The sequence below is a fragment of the Xenorhabdus khoisanae genome (genome assembly GCF_001037465.1).
Taxonomy (GTDB): domain Bacteria; phylum Pseudomonadota; class Gammaproteobacteria; order Enterobacterales; family Enterobacteriaceae; genus Xenorhabdus; species Xenorhabdus khoisanae.
In genome coordinates this window covers 1-15819 of record NZ_LFCV01000005.1, presented here as the reverse complement: position 1 = coordinate 15819, position 15819 = coordinate 1, and the positions used below count along the sequence as shown (strand labels likewise).

Here is a 15819-nt window from a genome sequence, read left to right as displayed (position 1 = left end):
ATGAGTAAACGTACTTACGACCTGAACGGCTGGCTGGAAGTCAAAGATAACCCCATCTCGAAAGTGGGGGTGTTTGATTATCTGGGGTCGGAAATTGGCGCACCGGTGGCAGATCAGATTTACAAGGTACTGCGTCCACAGGAAGAGTTGGAAAATATCGCCACGATCAATTCATTCAAACTTATGCCGTTTGTGGATGAGCACGAGATGTTAGGCAAAGAGGCCACGCCTGCCGAGAAAAAAGGTATTGAGGGCGTGATTGGCGAGAACGTTTATTTCGACTATCCCTACCTCAAAGGCAACATCAAGATCTTATCCAACTCAGCGTTAAGCCAAATCAACAACGGCAAGATTGAACTCTCGCCGGGTTATCGCTGCCGCTATGACTTTACGCCCGGCACCTTTAACGGCGAGCACTATGATGCTATTCAGCGCGATATCCGCGCCAATCATCTTGCATTGGTGGATGAGGGACGAACCGGCCCCGATGTCGCTGTGCAGGATCACCGCATTATTACGATTGATACCAAGGAGTTAGTCACTATGGCTACCGAAGAAGACAAAAACAAAAAAGACCAACGAACCACCGATGATAGCAGTTTCACGCCAGAGCAACTTGAAGCATTGAAAGCCATCATTACGCAGGTTGTCTCCGGGCAACAAACCCCGGCTGCCGATGACGACCCCGAGAAGAAAGAGACCAGCGATGATGATCCTGATCCCGATAAGACCTCACAGGACGAAGAAGAAAAAGCCGAAGATGCCGTGGAAGAAGCTGAAACTGCCGCTGAAGTGGCTGAGTCCGGCGAGCCGGAAGCGGTGGAAAATGCCGAAGTCGCTATTGAAGCGGCAGAGCAGGCAATTGAAGAAGCCAAAGAACACTTGGATCAGGCAACAACCGACAGCCTGAGTCGCCGCCTTAAGCGTCTGCGCCGTGGCATGCAGGCAATGGATGATATTTCCCGTCTGAAACGCAAGGTCAATAAGCTGGAGAAAGCCAAGCCAACACTGGATACCAGCGATCTGATTAAACAGTTGGCAGGCCGTGACACGCTGGCACATAAACTGACGCCATTTGTTGGGGTATTTGACCACAGCAGCATGACCAAGCAGGGTGTCGCGGAATACGGTGTCAAGCAGCTCGGTATACCTTGCCAGAAAGGGCAGGAAGCTATCGCACTGGATGCGTGGATGCACGGGCGTGTACCGGATTCGCAAAAACCAACCAGCACGATGGACAGCATCACTACCCAACAATCTATCAAAGACAAGTGGAGCAACTAAATTATGGCAATACCCAAAAGTATTCTTAACGGGCTGGTCAGTGGCGTAGTCGGGGAACTTTCCCATACCGGGCCGATCCGTGTGACCAGCGCCGTACTGGCCTCCGATGACGAAACCAAGAACTTGTTCGGGCTGGCCTACACCTACCATGATTTTGGCGTGGAATCGGTGCAGGTCGGCGGCAAGGGTCCTTTTGCTGGCATTATGATCAACCCCAAAGCCTATCGTATTGGCGCACTGTATGCCGAGAACGGTAGTACCGGTGAATTTCTCACGATGGGCGAAGTGAATGTGCAACTGGAAACGGGTATCAAGCGTATTAACGCGCCTGTGGTGTTTGACAGTGACGGCAAACTGTCTGCCAAAGAAAGTATTGGCGCTGGTGACAGAGTCATTGGCTTTGTTTCCCGTCATCTGGAATCTGAGGCCAGTCCACATCTGTGCGTAATACGCCTGACTGAAATCCCTTATACCTTAACGACAAAGGACGGTAACTAATTATGGCTGTCAGCAAAGAAAAGTTTTATCTCTCAGGCCGCGAAATTCGCCAGCGCGGGGCACTCAACATTAAACCCGACCAGAAATGGACGTATGGTGAACTGTCACAAATCGGTTTCGGTGGCTTGCAGGCAATGGACAGCGCCTTAACAGGCCCGGCGGCGGCAGGTGGCTTTATCCAGCGCCATATGCTGCAACATGTGTTACCGGGGCTGATCCGCACCGCAACCCGTATTCGTATTCTGGATGAAATTACCGGCGTGATGAACGCGGGCGAATGGCATCATGAAGAAATCGTGCTCAATGTCGCCACACCATCAGCGAAAGCCGAGCTGTACGGCGATCACACCAATATCCCGCTGGCTAGCTATGAGAATGATATCGAACGCCGGGGTATCGTGCGTTACGAACAAGGTTTTCAGGTCGGTAAGCTGGAAGAGGCCCGCCAGAGCGCGGCCGGGTTCGAAGCTGCCGCCGAAAAACGCAACGCGGCCACCGAATCGCTGGAAATGTCCCGTGAGCGCACCGGCTACTACGGGTTTAACAGTGCTGAGACACGGGTATTTGGCCTGCTCAATGATCCCAACTTGCCTGCTTATGAAACCAGCAAGAAAAAATGGCAGGACGCCACCTTTGCCGAGATCACGCGTGATATTACCGCGATGTTCTCGCGCATTGAGCTGTCATCCGGCGGGCGTATCAAAGACGACACACCAATGACCCAAGTGTTACCGCTGGGCTTTCGTTCGGTACTGAATATCGCTAACCCGGTGGCACGTGGGGAAACCGTGATGCAGTGGGTAAAAGAGAACTACCCGAACCTGCGCTTTGTCTTCTCGCCGGAATTCCGCGAGGCCAACGGTGGAGCCAATATCACATACCTGTTTGCTGACAGCGTAGACGATGGTTCCACCGCGACCAATGCCACGCTGTTGCAGGTCGTGCCGGTGAAATATCAATTGCTGGGTTCTGACAATGGTATCAAAGGCTATCTGGAAGATGCGACCAACGCCACCGCCGGTATTTTCGTGACCCGCCCGTGGGCGATCACCCGCTTAACCGGTATTTAATCTCAGCCCTCTGCTGAGGGCATTTTGTTTATTCTTTAAGACAGGAGTTTCTTCATGTCTCAATCTCTTTACGTCTATTGCACCCTGTCCAATGACCAGAATTACGCGGTGCGTGATGGCGCGGTGTTTATTCACGGGCAGGCCAATATCATGACCAAGGCTCTGCACACCCCGCGCGGGCGCGTGACCGAAGTCAGTGCCGAGCAGTATGCGCAACTGAAAGACAATCACGTCTTTAAGCTGCATAAAGAAAACGGCTTTATTTTGGTCGAAAGCTGTAAAACCGAGCCGGAAAAAATCGCCACCAATATGGAAGCCAGCGACCAGTCAGCACCGGATACACCGGAATCACTGGAAGCCGAAGGCAAAGACACGCCGAAAACCAATATTAACAAAGGCAAGGGCAAATAATGAACACGGATACATTCCCCCTGACCGCGTTTCGGGTGTTGTATCCGCAGTTTGCTGCTCAGCCCGATGATGCTGTTAACGTGATTGCCGGATCTGCCCGGCACTATTTTTCCCCGTGTCGGGGTGTTTGTACCGATGAGCTTTGGATACTGGTCACTGCCCATATGCTGGACTTGCGCCGGTTAATGGCACAGGGAGAATCCCCCACCGGTGTTGTCACTGCGGCAACCATCGGCAGTGTAAATGTTTCTTTCACTGCACCGCCGGTTGGCTCTAATACCTCGCACTGGTTCAACCTGACACCCTTTGGTCAGCAATATCTGGCGCTGCTCAATCGTTGTGGACGGGCACCGATGTATGTCGGTGGCAGGGGCGAACGCGCAGCCTTTCGTAGCGTCGGCGGGCGTTTTCCTAATGGGGGACGGGTATGGCGATAAATCCGAAACTGGCACACCTTAAGCGGATCTATGACGAACTGGGCAAGAAGCAAATCAAGGTCGGTTTCTTTGAGCACAGTCAATATCCCGATGGCACACCGATTGCCTATGTTGCCGCCATTCAGGAATTAGGTCATGGCCCTATTCCGCCGCGCCCTTTTGTTCGTCCGTCAATCAACGCCAACAAGGAAAAATACCAGCGTGGTTTTAGGATGGCAGTTGATAAAGCGATTTCAGGTGAACTCAGTCTTGAACAAGGCCTTGCTCAGGTGGGCGAAGCGGCAAAAGGTGATGTCCAAATAGGGATCACGGCGGTTCAAACGCCCCCGTTGTCGATGGTAACCCTGTTACTGAGAAAGCGGCGTAAACAGGACGGATTTAAAAGGGGCGGTAAGGCGGTGGGTGAAGCGCACCGGGATGTACACTTTATCGGCCCCCGGCCTAAGAAGGATAAAACACTGGATATCTCCGGTGTCAGCCAAAAACCGTTAGTGGATGAAGGGCTTATGATCCAGTCGGTTAACTATGCCGTGGAGGACAAATAATGTTTGGCAATTTACAGCGCATTGCCTCGCGCTATATCCCGCAACAAACCGTGCTCTGGTATCGCTTTAAGGCGCGTGAGCTGGATGAGCTAGGCCGATGGCAAAATACTTATCACTATCCCATTCCCATCAGAGGAAGCTGGCAGGCCGTCGATACGCAGGATGTGCGGGAGATGGGGCTGGATACGGCGAAAGTGTACCGTAAGCTCTACACCACGCATGATATTCACCATATCCAGCGGGGCACATCGCCGGATTTTCTGGTTTTCGCCGGACGGCGCTACGATGTGATGGGTGATGCAGACTGGTACGCGCAGGACGGCTGGCTGTCGATTGTCTGCATTGAGGCGGGCGACTATGACGGATAAACAGATCTATGCCGCCATCCGGGCACAGTTGCTGAAACAGCTTGGGGAAGTCGGTATTGCTGTTCCGGTAATAGCGGGTTTCCAATCGACCAAACAGGGGCGGGAAGAACGCTTTGTGATGTTCTTTCCTGTCAGTGAGAACGCCCACGGCTGGCAGGGACGTCACTACCGGATTATCGGTAATAACGCCAACCATCAAGAAACCCAGCTTGTGGAGAAAACGCTACAGGTGCAGGCGGTCGGTGAGTTTGAACAGTACACGGCAGGCGATATCACCGCCACCGTGCGCATGATCATGAACTCGTTGCCCTTTGTGGAAGCACTGCATAAGCAGAGGATCGGCGTTCAACGTGCAGGCAGCCTGCGAATGCCATTCTTTATTAACGATCAGGGCAATTATGAAATGTCACCCTCGTTTGATATCACTCTCACCCATTCACGCGACATTAAACCCAACACAGCCGCTGTCAGTGTGCTGTTTCCCGATATTTACCGAATATAAGGTTAATCTATGCCAATAAAACAAACCCGATACGTCGATATCGCCAGTGCGGTGATCGGCGCATCCAGTGTACCTATGCGTAAACTCACAGGGCGCGTATTTTCTACCCATCCCAAAATTCCGGCAGGCAAGGTATTAGAGTTTGCCCCCGGTCAGGTCGATGATTTGCTCGGTTCTGACTCACTGGAGGCCAAATTTGCCCGTCAGTATTTCAGCTACGTCAGTCCTGCCCCGGTCAGTAAACCGAAAGAATTGCAGATTGTGGCTTATGAACCCATCGGTCGTGCGCCGTCGGTTTATGGCACTCGTGCGGCAGCATTGGATGAACTGAAAGCGTTAGTGGATGGCACTATCACGGTGACCCTTGGCGGGGTGACGAAAACCTTCCCCGACATCGATTTATCGAAAGCGACTTCCTACGCTGATGTTGTTTCCGCTGTGCAGGCCAAACTGAACGCTGAGAAGGCGCCGCAATTTGCCAATGCCTATCTGACCTTTAACGCGATGGACAGCGCCTTTGTCTTAAGCGGCGGGGTGCAGGAGAAAGCAGAGATCAACGTGGCTTACTCGGTACTGGCGGATGCCATGGGCTTATCCTCCGGCAGTCGTTCAGCCGGTAATGCTGCCCAGTCACCACTGGATGCTTTTCTGGCAGCGGAAAAAATCTCGGATTCGTTTGGCAGTGCCACGTTCCTGACGGACATCGCGTTAACACAGGCGGCTGAACTGGCGCAGTATGTTGCCGGGGAAAACGTTAAATACCAGCTCCATTTAGCCGTGACAGCTGAAAGAGCCGAAGACTGGAGCGCGGCATTGATCGGTACAGCTTCCACCGGCTTAAACCTCAAGACCGACGATAATGCCTTTGTGCAGGCGTTACCGATGGCGATTATGGCCGCCACCGATTATGACCGTACCAATGCCACTACCAATTATATGTTCCGCCAGTTTGGTGTCACCTTTCAGTCCCAAATCAGCGCGGATCTGGATGCTGACCGGCTCGATAAATTGCGCGTCAACTATTACGGTGAAACGGCAGTGGCGGGTTCGCAAATTCGCTTCTACCAGCGCGGCTTCCTATGCGGTTCATCGTCGAATCCGCTGGATATGAGTGTTCACGCTAACGAACAGTGGTTAAAAGCCCATATTACCCAGCAATGGTTCAGTTTGCTGATGTCCACACGTGGACTTCCAGCCAATAAAGACGGTGCCGCCCGTGCCATGACGGTGATTGCGGGTGCGGTCACGAAGGCACTCAATAACGGCACGATTTTACCGGGTAAAACGTTAACCGAAGTGCAGAAACTGGCTATTGCTGATGCCTCCGGTGACGATTTGGCGTGGCATGACGTGCAGGACAAGGGCTATTGGTATAACACGCAGATTGTGGAGCAGACAGGCGCGTCAGGCTTGCCTGAATACGTCATGAAATACGTGCTGATTTACAGCAAGGGCGACTGGGTACGTAAAGTCGATGGTTCGCACAATCTGGTTTAAGGCTGGTTTTAAGGAGTAAGAAAAATGTACGATGTTTCCGCCACCGGCTTGAGTCTGGTAATTCAGGCCAGTACCACTTTCCCGTCAGGGATTACCATTACCCAATTTGCCGATGATGCCGATCCGCTGGACTTACCCGCGGTCGATATTGCCCAGACCGGCATGGACATCAACGGCAACCTGAACTACTGGTCAACACCGACGCCGCAAACCATCACCATTAACGTGCTGGCAGGCAGTGAAGAAGATGAAAACCTCGCCATTCTGTTAGAGGCCAACATTGCCAAGCGGGGGCGCCGCCATGCCGGTGACATTATCACGCTGGTTGCCTCTTATGGTGATGGTTCAACCACCACCGCGCGTAACGGCAAGATCACCAATGGCAGCCGGGGTAACTCTGCCGCCAGTGCCGGGCGTCTGAAATCCAAACAGTATACCTTTGTGTTTCAAGACTTCGACCGCACTCGTGCACGTTAATACTTTTTTATCAACGAACTGGCGGCTTGTCCGCCTTTTTTGATCTGAGGCCATGATGTTAATCAAACCCAAAACTATCACGATCACCGATGCCGACCGTGAAGCGCATACCTTTATTATCAGCCGATTGCCTGCCACGGTCGGTCGGGAGATCCTCGCCAAATACCCGCTCGCCAATGTGCCCAAGATAGGTGACTACGCTATCAGCCATGAAGCGATGCTGAAGATGATGCGCTATGTGGCGGTCGAACGCGACGGTGACGAAATCTTACTGAAAACCCAGATCCTGATTGATAACCATGTGCCGGATGGCGAAGCGCTGATCCGGCTGGAACTGGAAATGCTGCGGTATAACACCAGTTTTTTCGGGGCAGACGGGAGCCGCGGTTTCCTCCAATTCCTGCTGGACAAAATCAGCGGTTCACTCCCGTCGATTATCAAAACGCTGATGGGTTCATTGCCGTCATCGTTAGCGCAGGCTACGCCACCCTCACCGAACTCAAAACGTCGATAGATTTGGAAGAGGCGTTCGACCTGTGGGAAATCGCCATCACCAACCGGTATAACGAAGCGTTGGCGGCATCAACACCGAGGTAACTTTATGTCACTGTTAGATACCTTCGTGCAGGTATTTGAATTTGATACCCGTCAGGCGGATGCGGCGTTTGATCAGTTCCGCCGCTCTACCGATGACATGATTGCGGATATGAGAAAAGCGCAGCAGGCCGCCGAAGCAGGCTCTGGCGGTTTTAGTCAGTTTGTGCAGGAACTGGCTGCCTCACTACAGGAAATGTCAGGTGGCGGGGGCATCAATTTTGATGTTGATCTGCACGAAAGCCAAGAAAAATTGACGTCCGTCCGGGAAAAAATCAGTGAGCTGGAGGCGGCGCTTGCCACACTGGACAGCCAGCGGGAGCAAGCCAGCCTTGGCTTGCAGGACAGTAGCACAACGGTCACTGAGCTGACGGCACAGTATGACCAGCTACAGGGGGAACTCAGTACCCTCAATGGTGAGCTGGGCAGCCTGACCGCTGCGGAGCAAAAGAACGCCAAAGCCAAAGAAGCCGTAAACGCCATAGTTGAGGCATTACAGGCGGATTACGCCAAGTTTGTGGCTACCATGCGCACACAGGGCATCCAGGCCGCTATTGATGAAGCGAAAGCTCAAAATAATTTGCAACGAGCGTTGACCGATACCGAGGGCAAATATAAAGCGGCCGGAGAGTCAGTGGCAGGTTTTGCCACCAAAGCGCTCGGCGCGGTCGGCATTGTCATGAGCATTGGCGGGATTTTTACCGATGCAGTGTCACGCTCACAGGAAATCGAGGCACTGGATAAACTTGGTAAGAAAATCGGTATTGCCACTGAAAATGTGGATGCGTTTGGCGGCGCGCTGGCAGAACTGGGCGGTTCGCGGGATGCGGCACAGGCTGATCTTGAGGCGATGTCGCAGTCATTCGGCAAAGCCACTAATAAGATGGAAAAAATTCTGGCCACGGCAGATAAAGTCAAGGGTATGAAGTTTGATAAGGCCAAAGCGACACTTGCCGGGTTGGGTGTCTCAGATGACAAGACCGTCGAGCTGATGATGAAAGGCCGCAAAGAGCTGGAACGGGTGATGGGGATTCAGAAAGAATATTCCGGCATCACCAAAGAGAGCATCGAAAAATCCATCAAATTCAATGCCGCCATGAACAAGTTTCAGCAATCCTCCGGCCTGCTCAAAAACAGCTTTCTGGAAATGGTAATCCCCGTTCTCGCCAAAGGCATGGAATGGTTGTCCCAGTTCATCGACTTTTGTAAGGATAATAAGAACCTGATTATTGGCTTCTTTTTAGCGGTTGGTATTGCAGTGGCCGCATTTTATGTGCCACCCATGCTGGCTGCCGCAGCCGCGACACTGGCGGCGACGTGGCCTATTCTGGCCATTATCGCCATCATTGCATTATTGGCCGCGGCCTTTGCCATTGTCTATGACGACATCATGAACTTTATCGACGGCAACGATTCGATGATAGGCCGCATCATGGACAAGTATCCCATGGTGAAGAAAGTCATCATGATGCTGTGGGAAGCGTGGCAAACCCTGTTTGGTTATCTTAAAACCGGGGTGAAATTTGTCGCCGATATCGTGATTGCCGCCTTTAATTATATGGATCAGAAAATCACTGAATTTATCAACTGGCTGCTGGGTTCAGTGGCTTCCCTGACTGAATGGGGCAGCCAGTTTAGCGGGGTATTTGATACCGTCTCGGATGCGGTGGTCGGCGCGTTTAAATGGATGTGGGAGCAGGTACAGAAAGTGATTGGCTGGATAAGTAACGGACTGGACGCCGTGTCCAAGGGATTAAGCACGGTGAAAGGCTGGTTCGGTTTTGGCAACAATGACGTGGCGGTTGACCAAAAAGTTGAACATAACGTCACGACCCAAGACGCGGAACAATACCTTAATGTGCTGGCCGCCAAACGTAAAAGTGCACAAGAATCAGGCATCGATACGGGCGAGCTGGATAAGGAGCTTCGGTTACTGCGTCAACAACTGGCGGACGGGCAGAATGCGGCTGACGTGGTGGCAGGGGTCGAGGCAGCGAATAAAAAACTGATGATGGCTTCGCAAAACCCGTTAAATCCGGTCACCAGTCAGGCTATCAGCAACCAGTCGCACCAGACCCATGAAACCAATACGCAGATCGGTGAAGTCAATATCACGACACAGGCCACCGATGCGCAGGGGGTCGCCAAGGATATGAAAGGCGAGCTGAATAACCAACTGAAAGACTTAGGTCAGCAAACATCAACGGGGGTGGCGAAATGATCACCGAGGTGAAAATCTTTAATGTCGAGAACTTCTCTACCTTGTTTGCCTCAGCCAGCCCGATACAACTCAGTATCCGGGATGAACATAAGGTGACGAAGTTTCAGGTGGAGAACGGCGAAACCCGCAGCGACCATATTGTGGTGGAAGCCGTCGAGATTGGCATGGAATTGTTGCTGACCGGGGAACTGAAAAACAGTTTTTCGGCCATGCAGCAAGCCTACGATACTCATCAGTTAGTCGGCATTCAGACACGGGTGAAAACTTACCAGCCGATGATCCTCGTCAACTTCTACCATGATGAAATCGCGGAGATGGCAGACGCGATCAAGCTGTCTTTACGGTTCAGCGAGTGGCGCACGGTTGAGCCGGAATACGGTGAACTGCCGCCCCGGAAAGTGGCGAAAAAAAACCAGTCCGGCACGGTCAACCGGGGCAATGTCCAGACCAAGCCGGTCGAGGGCAAGAAAAAATCCGTTGCCATCAAAATCATGGATGGCGAAAGTCTATTCGGAAATAGTGGAGGCCAATGATGCGCGAAATCCCGTTACGCGCCATTCCTAACCAGCGGCTGGCGGTGACATTGGACGAGGCCAACTGGGTGATCACCCTCAAAGTGGCACGCACGATGATGGTCTGTGATATTCAGCGCGATGATGTGATAGTGGTTCAGGGCAGCCGCTTAATCCCCAATACGCCGTTAATTCCTTATGCGTACCTCAGCACCGGCAATTTTGCCTTGTTGACCGAACATCACGAACTGCCCTGGTGGGAAAAGTTCGAATCCACCCAAACGTTAATTTACTGGAGTCACGATGATAGATCTGCGACGCATCCGGCTGGGGATTGAAGTCAGCGGGCGGCTGAACTGGTACGAGGGCATGCGTATCTCGGCCTCCGGCACCAAGTACGCCAATCCCCTGCAAAATGAATGCACCGTGAATATTGATGGCCTCAGCGCCGACACCCGCGATTTTCTCCTCACCCAAACCAGCCCCTACACCAAAAGTAAACAACCCCGCCGCCTGATACTGGAAGCGGGGCGGGTGAATACCGGGCTGTTTCGGGTGTTTGTCGGCGATATTGTCAGCGCGGAGATTACCTCGCCGCCGGATGTGACCTTAACCCTCAAGGCCAAGACCGGCAACAGCAGCAGTGGTGAGATAGTTTCCTCCTCTGGCGGGGCACTGAAAAAACTGTCTGAAATTGCACAGGGCATTGCCAATGACTGTAAGGTCAAACTGGATTTTCAGGCCACCGATAAGCAGATTGCCAATTGGTATTATTGCGGGGCGGCCTTGTCGCAAATCACACGGTTACAGGAGTCCGGCGGCGTCAAAGCCTTTATTGATGATGAAGTGTTGTATGTCAAAGACAGCAATCAATCACTCAAAAATCGCCTGCGTATCCTGAACATGAAATCGGGCATGGTCGGTATTCCCAAAGCCACCGAGAAGGGGCTGGATGTCAGCTTCCTGATAGATGGTGAATCTTTCCTTGGCGGGATGTTGCGTCTGGACAGCAAACTGAATAAATCCCTCAACGGCGATTACCTTATTGAGCAACTGAAGTTCGATATTGCCTCTCACGATGATGCCTTTTTCTACACCGCCACTTGCAAGCGAGCATAAACCATGAATCAACCCAATAGCGATATGGCGAGTGAGGGCAGCCTTGCCGGGCAGTTTATGGCGGCCTTTCGTAACCTGCTGCTCAATGTCGAAGACATGCTGCCTGCCACGGTCGTGAGTTATGACGACCAGACCAACCGTGCCACCATTAAACCACTGGTGATGATGGCCACGACAGAAGGACAAACCGTTTCCCGTGCGCCGCTGGCGAATATTCCGGTCTTCCGCTTTGGCGGGGGCGGCTTCTTTCTGCGTGTGCCGCTGAAACCCGGTGACTTTGGCTGGCTGAAAGCCAATGACCGCGATATCAGTCTGATATTCCAGCGCGGTGGACAGGAAGACCAGCCCAATACGGCGCGGCTCCATTCGTTCAGCGATGCCATGTTCTTTCCTGACACCATTAAAGGCTGGGCGATTGATGGCAAGAACTTGGATGCCTTGGTTATTCAGTCGATGGACGGCAGCGTTTGCCTTTCTCTTCACAGCAATAAGGCCGTACTGGACACGCCGAAATTTGAGATCAACGCGCCTGAAACGATATTCACTGGCAATGTCACCATTAACGGCAACCATGCGGTCAATGGTAACAGTGATTCTTATGGCGGTACGATGCGCCATAACGGCCACAATATCGGGGATACCCATCAACACAGCGGGGTACGAACCGGCGATGGCAATACGGGAGCACCCCTATGATCACGTTTTCTGTGGATGACAATAACGATTTAATGCTGGGCGATGACGGCAACCTGTCACTTTGCAAAGGCGAGCAGGCGGTTAAAAACCTGTGTGTTCACTATGCCCGTGCATTACGGGGCGAGATGTTGCACAAGGTGGATAAGGGTATCCCTTACTGGAAAACTACCTTCGGGCGCCACGCTGATATTCCGATGTTTGAAGCCGCGTTCCGTGAACGCATGCGCGAGGTGGACGGGGTAGACGAGGTTGTTTCCTTTCAGGCTGAAATCGCGGATGGCGAACTGCGTTATGTTGCTGTGATCCGCTCAATTTACGGGAGTTTTACCCTCAATGGCTGATTATCATTACATTACCCGACAGGGCGTGATTGTGCCGGATACGGCAGACTTGCTCGGCGCCGTGGAAGCCGATTTTCGGGCGGCGTTCGGACAGGACATCGATTTGTCACCGGAAACGCCCCAGGGCGCATTGGTGACAATGGAAACCGAAAACCGTGACGCGATGGTCAGGAACAATGCCGAGCTGGCCAACCAGATTAACCCCGATATCGCGGGCGGGATATTTCTGGATGCGATTTGGGCGTTGATGGGCGGCAGTCGCTTTGCAGCTACCCGCTCCTACCTGTCCAATGTCGAATTTGGCGGTGTGCCCGACACCGTTATCCCTCAAGGGGCGCAGGCGGAATCGGTCACCGGTGCACGGTTTGAAACCATCAGCACCCTGATTATCGGCAAGGACGGCAAAACCACCGGCGATATGCGGGCGGTGTTGTTCGGCACAATTGAATGTAAGGCCGGCCACCTTGAACGGGTGGCCAGTTCTATCCTGGGCTGGGAAACCGTCACCAATCCCACGCATGCAGTTGTCGGGCGTGAAGCCGAATCCGATATCAGTGCCCGGCAGCGGCGCAAACAGACGCTGGCAAAAAATACCGTTAGTGTGGGGGAGGCGATCACCTCTTCACTGTACGAACTGGAGGGGGTGAATTCGCTGTCGTTCCGTGAGAACTACGCCCCCCAGATCATCACAATTGATGGCATCAAATTGTTGCCCCATAGCGTCTATGTCTGCGTGGAAGGGGGCGACCGTGAAGAAATTGCCCGGGCTTTGTTGCGCACCAAAACCATTGGTGCGGCCTATAATGGCAAAGAGGTCGTGACGGTGACGGAGAGAGTCAGTGGACAGGAATATGAAATCCGCTTTGACCGTCCGATGGAAAAAATCACCTTCTGTCGTGTCACCGTGAGAAAGTCCACAATGGACGCCCAAAGCATTATCCCCGCCGCCATTGAGCGATGGGTACGCGGTGAGCTGGAAGGGGACAGCGGGCTGGTAGTCGGGCGTGAAGTGTCGCCCTTTGAAATCTCAGCGGCTGTCAGTGCCGTTGAACCCCGGCTGTTTATCACCAAAGTCGAGTTATCTTTGGATGGCCAGTCATGGTTAATAGGCACTATTCCTATCAAACTCAATGAAGTGGCCCGGTTACACCGGGGATCAGTGCAGGTGGTGATGGTATGAAGATACAAAAGCTGGCACTTCATTCTGACCTGCTGAAGGCCATTCTCTGGCAATACGAGAACGCCGATAAACTGAAAACACTGGCGACCCGTAAGGCCGATTATTTCAACCGCAATACGATAGCATTCTGGCAGCACTGGTACCGTGATGTGTTCAATATCGATACCGCTAATGACTTCGGACTGGCCGTCTGGTCGCGAATTTTGGATGTGTCACTCGGTATTGACGTAGCACCCAGCGATAAAACCAAAATCGGCTTTGGTTTCGGCAGGAAACGTAACTTCAAGGGCAACTTCCGGCGCAATGCCGATTACACCCTGATGCTGACCACTGACCAGAAGCGCTTAATCATTCGTATGCGTTACTTCAACCTGACCCAAAGCCCCACGGTCGTCAATATCAACACTTTTTTAGAGCGCTTCTTCTGGCGTAATGACAGCAAAGTGTTTGTGCTCGATCCACTCGACATGACCTACATGTATTACGTTTTCAACTTCAACCCCGATGAAAATCTCAGGGTGTTGCTGGAAAACTTTGATCTGATGCCACGTCCTTCTGGCGTGGGCGTCAAATACCGCGTTGTCACCAAAAAAGCCTTTGGCTTTGGCAAAAAACACACCAACTACTTAAGCAGTAACTTCGGAGCTTAATTCCATGACAAAAATCTTTAAAACCCCCTTTGCTGCGCAAGGGGACAGGGTTGCTATACCTAATGAAGTCCAGCCAGACGGCGCAGTCTCCTACGCACAAGGCTACGGCTACGATTACGAACGTGACCAGAACACTGATCCGGCAGCGAAAGATATCGAACGCGAGAAAATGAACGGCATTTTTCACGATATCACGGAAGCGGTGGGGGAGATGCAGGCGTTTGGTGCTGCGCAATGGTCAACCGAGGCGCAACCGTACCCAATACGGGCACTGGTGTATCACAAGCAAAAATTGTGGCAATCCCGCATTGAGAATAACAAAGAAGAACCCACGGCAGGCAATGGCTGGTTAGAGCTGAAAGCTGATCTGACCGCAACTGATGTTGGTGCATACAACAAGGAGGAGGCTAACCAGCGTTTTCAGCCATTAGGGAACTATACACCTGCAGGTTATAGCTATGGCAAAGAAGAGTCTGATAATCGTTTTCAACCGAAAGGCAGCTATCAACCTGCAGGTAATTACGCGCTGAAGGGGGAAAGTTATCTTAAGTCAGAATCGGATGGGAAATATCAGCCGAAGGGAAATTATCTGGTAGCCGGTTATAGCTACTCAAAGAACGAAAGCGATGGTCGCTATCAACCCAAAGGCAATTATGCCCCTGCTGGGAACTATGCCTTGAAAGGAGAAAGTTACACCAAAAGCGAGTCGGACAATAAGTACCAACCCAAAGGTAGCTATCAGTCTGCCGGCAATTATGCCGTTCGTGGGGAAAGTTACACGAAAGGGGAATCGGATGGGAAATATCAGCCGCGTGGAAATTATCAACCAGCCGGAAGTTATCAACCCAAAGGAAATTACCAGCTTGCTGGGAATTATGCAGTTAGGGGAGAATGCTATACCAGAGGAGAGAGTGATGGGCGGTATCAAATGCGGGGCACGGCTCAAAATTGGCGAAAAATTGGTGATTTTGGTGGTGCTTCTGCCGTCAAGGAAATATCTCTGAGCGAGAATTGCTTAGGTAAATATTTATTTGTTCAACGGCATAGTAGAGGAAATGGGACAATGACAGGGTTTCTAGTTCCTCCTATTGCAGGTATCCGCTTTTGCGTTCCTATGGGGGTTGAAGGTTCTTGGGATTTTATCGTTTCGCAGGATGGCAGGAGACTAAATATGGTAGATAGTACTTATGGAGCTGCATCTGGTGTTTATATAGTGGACTGAATTATTTTTCTAAAATATATCTATCTTATTCATCCAGATTGTTTTTAAAGTTATATGAGAAATTAAATTGGTTTTGCATTCCATGTTGTTTCATTTTTTATTATGTGAATGCAAGTTTTTTTTCAGCCCCCACAACGGTAGTGACGGTAATTTATGTTATCACAGATTCTGAGTTGATACGATCCGAAGCATAGC

General features: G+C 51.8%; 20 protein-coding genes. All 20 read left to right on the top strand.

Translation table 11 applies throughout. From position 1 onward, the window contains the following. The 20 genes from AB204_RS01000 to AB204_RS00905 all read left to right on the top strand — a co-directional run bounded on the left by AB204_RS01000 (position 1) and on the right by AB204_RS00905 (position 15624). On the top strand, positions 1-1284 hold the full coding sequence (locus AB204_RS01000) for a DUF2213 domain-containing protein (RefSeq protein ID WP_047961542.1): 1284 nt from the start codon (positions 1-3) through the stop codon (positions 1282-1284). Between the two features lie 3 nt (positions 1285-1287). Continuing rightward, positions 1288-1782: a structural cement protein Gp24 gene (locus AB204_RS00995; protein WP_047961541.1), complete on the top strand. Its 495-nt coding sequence runs from the start codon at positions 1288-1290 to the stop codon at positions 1780-1782. Positions 1783-1784: 2 nt separating this feature from the next. Further along, the gene (locus tag AB204_RS00990) at positions 1785-2852 is read left to right on the top strand and encodes a major capsid family protein (protein WP_047961540.1); all 1068 of its coding nucleotides are present in this window, start codon (positions 1785-1787) and stop codon (positions 2850-2852) included. A gap of 54 nt (positions 2853-2906) precedes the next feature. Beyond that, the gene (locus tag AB204_RS00985; RefSeq protein WP_047961539.1) at positions 2907-3263 is read left to right on the top strand and encodes a hypothetical protein; all 357 of its coding nucleotides are present in this window, start codon (positions 2907-2909) and stop codon (positions 3261-3263) included. Next, positions 3263-3700, top strand: a complete 438-nt coding sequence (locus AB204_RS00980) for a DUF4054 domain-containing protein (RefSeq protein ID WP_047961538.1) — start codon at positions 3263-3265, stop codon at positions 3698-3700. The genes AB204_RS00985 and AB204_RS00980 overlap by 1 nt, the downstream gene beginning before the upstream one ends. Next, positions 3691-4245, top strand: a complete 555-nt coding sequence (locus tag AB204_RS00975) for a hypothetical protein (protein WP_053067804.1) — start codon at positions 3691-3693, stop codon at positions 4243-4245. Before AB204_RS00980 ends, AB204_RS00975 begins: the two co-directional genes overlap by 10 nt. Continuing rightward, entirely contained in the window at positions 4245-4613 is a 369-nt protein-coding gene (locus AB204_RS00970) for a phage collar protein (protein WP_047961537.1), read from the top strand. The genes AB204_RS00975 and AB204_RS00970 overlap by 1 nt, the downstream gene beginning before the upstream one ends. Further along, complete coding sequence (locus AB204_RS00965) at positions 4603-5115, top strand: phage gateway protein (protein WP_047961536.1); 513 nt, start codon at positions 4603-4605, stop codon at positions 5113-5115. Before AB204_RS00970 ends, AB204_RS00965 begins: the two co-directional genes overlap by 11 nt. 9 nt (positions 5116-5124) lie before the next feature. Further along, positions 5125-6612 (top strand): DUF3383 domain-containing protein, encoded by a 1488-nt coding sequence (locus tag AB204_RS00960; RefSeq protein ID WP_047961535.1) that lies wholly within the window; start codon positions 5125-5127, stop codon positions 6610-6612. Positions 6613-6636: 24 nt separating this feature from the next. Beyond that, positions 6637-7089 carry a phage tail fiber protein gene (locus tag AB204_RS00955; RefSeq protein ID WP_047961534.1) on the top strand — a complete coding sequence of 151 codons (453 nt, stop codon included), beginning with the start codon at positions 6637-6639 and terminating at the stop codon, positions 7087-7089. A 55-nt stretch (positions 7090-7144) separates the two neighbouring features. Then, entirely contained in the window at positions 7145-7603 is a 459-nt protein-coding gene (locus AB204_RS00950; protein WP_047961533.1) for a hypothetical protein, read from the top strand. An 87-nt stretch (positions 7604-7690) separates the two neighbouring features. Then, the gene (locus AB204_RS00945; protein WP_047961532.1) at positions 7691-9904 is read left to right on the top strand and encodes a phage related-protein; all 2214 of its coding nucleotides are present in this window, start codon (positions 7691-7693) and stop codon (positions 9902-9904) included. After that, a complete protein-coding gene (locus tag AB204_RS00940; RefSeq protein WP_047961531.1) occupies positions 9901-10437 on the top strand; it encodes a phage baseplate protein in 537 nt (178 codons plus the stop codon). Before AB204_RS00945 ends, AB204_RS00940 begins: the two co-directional genes overlap by 4 nt. Further along, positions 10437-10754 (top strand): phage baseplate plug family protein, encoded by a 318-nt coding sequence (locus tag AB204_RS00935; protein ID WP_047961530.1) that lies wholly within the window; start codon positions 10437-10439, stop codon positions 10752-10754. Before AB204_RS00940 ends, AB204_RS00935 begins: the two co-directional genes overlap by 1 nt. After that, complete coding sequence (locus AB204_RS00930; protein WP_047961529.1) at positions 10720-11535, top strand: baseplate hub protein; 816 nt, start codon at positions 10720-10722, stop codon at positions 11533-11535. The genes AB204_RS00935 and AB204_RS00930 overlap by 35 nt, the downstream gene beginning before the upstream one ends. A gap of 3 nt (positions 11536-11538) precedes the next feature. Continuing rightward, positions 11539-12231 (top strand): Gp138 family membrane-puncturing spike protein, encoded by a 693-nt coding sequence (locus AB204_RS00925; RefSeq protein ID WP_047961528.1) that lies wholly within the window; start codon positions 11539-11541, stop codon positions 12229-12231. Further along, complete coding sequence (locus AB204_RS00920; RefSeq protein ID WP_047961527.1) at positions 12228-12572, top strand: hypothetical protein; 345 nt, start codon at positions 12228-12230, stop codon at positions 12570-12572. Before AB204_RS00925 ends, AB204_RS00920 begins: the two co-directional genes overlap by 4 nt. Next, positions 12565-13752 carry a baseplate J/gp47 family protein gene (locus tag AB204_RS00915; protein WP_047961526.1) on the top strand — a complete coding sequence of 396 codons (1188 nt, stop codon included), beginning with the start codon at positions 12565-12567 and terminating at the stop codon, positions 13750-13752. The genes AB204_RS00920 and AB204_RS00915 overlap by 8 nt, the downstream gene beginning before the upstream one ends. Continuing rightward, entirely contained in the window at positions 13749-14402 is a 654-nt protein-coding gene (locus AB204_RS00910; RefSeq protein WP_047961525.1) for a DUF2612 domain-containing protein, read from the top strand. The genes AB204_RS00915 and AB204_RS00910 overlap by 4 nt, the downstream gene beginning before the upstream one ends. A 4-nt stretch (positions 14403-14406) precedes the next feature. Further along, entirely contained in the window at positions 14407-15624 is a 1218-nt protein-coding gene (locus AB204_RS00905) for a hypothetical protein (protein WP_047961524.1), read from the top strand. Positions 15625-15819 lie beyond the last annotated feature (195 nt).